The organism is Coprococcus intestinihominis (assembly GCF_040096555.1).
In the GTDB taxonomy this organism is placed as follows: Bacteria; Bacillota; Clostridia; order Lachnospirales; family Lachnospiraceae; genus Coprococcus_A; species Coprococcus_A intestinihominis.
In genome coordinates this window covers 1-1506 of the sequence record NZ_JBBMEK010000426.1, presented here as the reverse complement: position 1 = coordinate 1506, position 1506 = coordinate 1, and the positions used below count along the sequence as shown (strand labels likewise).

Here is a 1506-nt window from a genome sequence, read left to right as displayed (position 1 = left end):
TTTTTGAAATTTTATTTGGCGGATACGCCACACCGACGAAATGCGTAGCATTTTGGAGGTTGGCTCTGAACAGTTACTTTTATTTAAATGAATTGGATCATTATATGGAGGAAAAAGGTTATTGCTGGGTTCGGTTTGCAGATAATATCAATATATATACAAAAACACAGGAAGAAGCAGCTGACATTTACAATGCTATCAGTCAGTTTCTGGGTACAGAAGCAGGACTCAATCTTAATCAGAAGAAAAGTGGTATCTTCAATGCCTGTGAACGCAGATTCCTTGGATATGAATTCTACAAAGTATCCGGTCATATCCGAGCAAAACAGCACCGTTATCAACCCCAAAATGTTTATAAGCAATGGCATCCATGCGCGGTAGAAAAGGTAAACAGGGAATATCATATCGTTCAGAATGGCATTTTGAATAAGGAAGATTATGCGTTGCTTTTTGAAAATGAGGATGAGAAGTATCATATTCCGGTGGAAGTGACGAATCAATTGAATATTTATGGTGAAGTGACGATACATTCCAATGTTCTGCGTACGATCAGTAAGAGAAAAATTCGTTTAGCATTAATAGACGAGCATGGTAATCTTATGGGATACTACTTGCCAACAGATTATGGGCGGGCTGCACAGGCACTCTTAAAGCAATGTACACTTTATAATGATACAGACAGGAGAATGAAGACTGCACTTCAAATGGAGATAGCAGGTCTTCATAATATGCGGTCAAATTTGAGAAATTATTTGAAAAGAGGAAAAAAGGAACTCGAGAGTTATATTCAGGAGCTTGGCCAGATGATTCAGGAATTGAGGGTAAGTGAGAATGTAGATCAGCTGATGCTAATCGAGGCTCGCGCAAGACAAAAATATTATTTGGCGTTTAATCATATCCTAAAACCGGGCACATTCCATTTTGATAAACGAACAAAAAGACCGCCGCTGGATCCTTTGAATGCCATGATCAGTTTTGGCAATACGCTTTTGTATAATCACTTTCTGCAGATTATCTGGAACACATCTCTTGATTCAAGGATTGGTATTGTACATGCGACAAACAGAAGGGCAAACAGTTTAAATCTCGATTTTGCAGATATCTTTAAGCCGGTCATCGTGGATCGTATCATCTTTAGTATCAATAACCGCGGGCAGATAAAAAGTGACCTGCATTTTGAGAAAAAAGATGATAAAGGTGTTTACTTGAACAAAGAAGGAAAGCGGATATTTATAGAAGAGTTTGAGACAAAACTGGACAGCAAGGTGGTCTATAAAAACAAGTCACTGACTTATAAACAATTGATGGAGCAGGAAGTATGGCAATTTCAGAGATATGTGTTGAAGGACATGCCATATAAACCGTATAAGTACTATTAAATGAAGGATTGTTAAGAATTCTGTAAAAAAAGTCGGTGAATCTCCAAGGCAGTGATATTGTCAATATTGGTTGACACATTTATCTCAAAGATATCACTGCCTATGCAGCCAGTCCCAGAGATTGGTA

At 37.9% G+C, this 1506-nt stretch carries 1 protein-coding gene; it reads left to right on the top strand.

Annotated elements, in window-relative coordinates; all coding sequences use genetic code 11:
* The coding region (gene cas1 / locus WMO25_RS17900; protein ID WP_349086568.1) for a CRISPR-associated endonuclease Cas1 at positions 1-1379 on the top strand (1379 nt) is incomplete at its 5' end.
* Positions 1380-1506 lie beyond the last annotated feature (127 nt).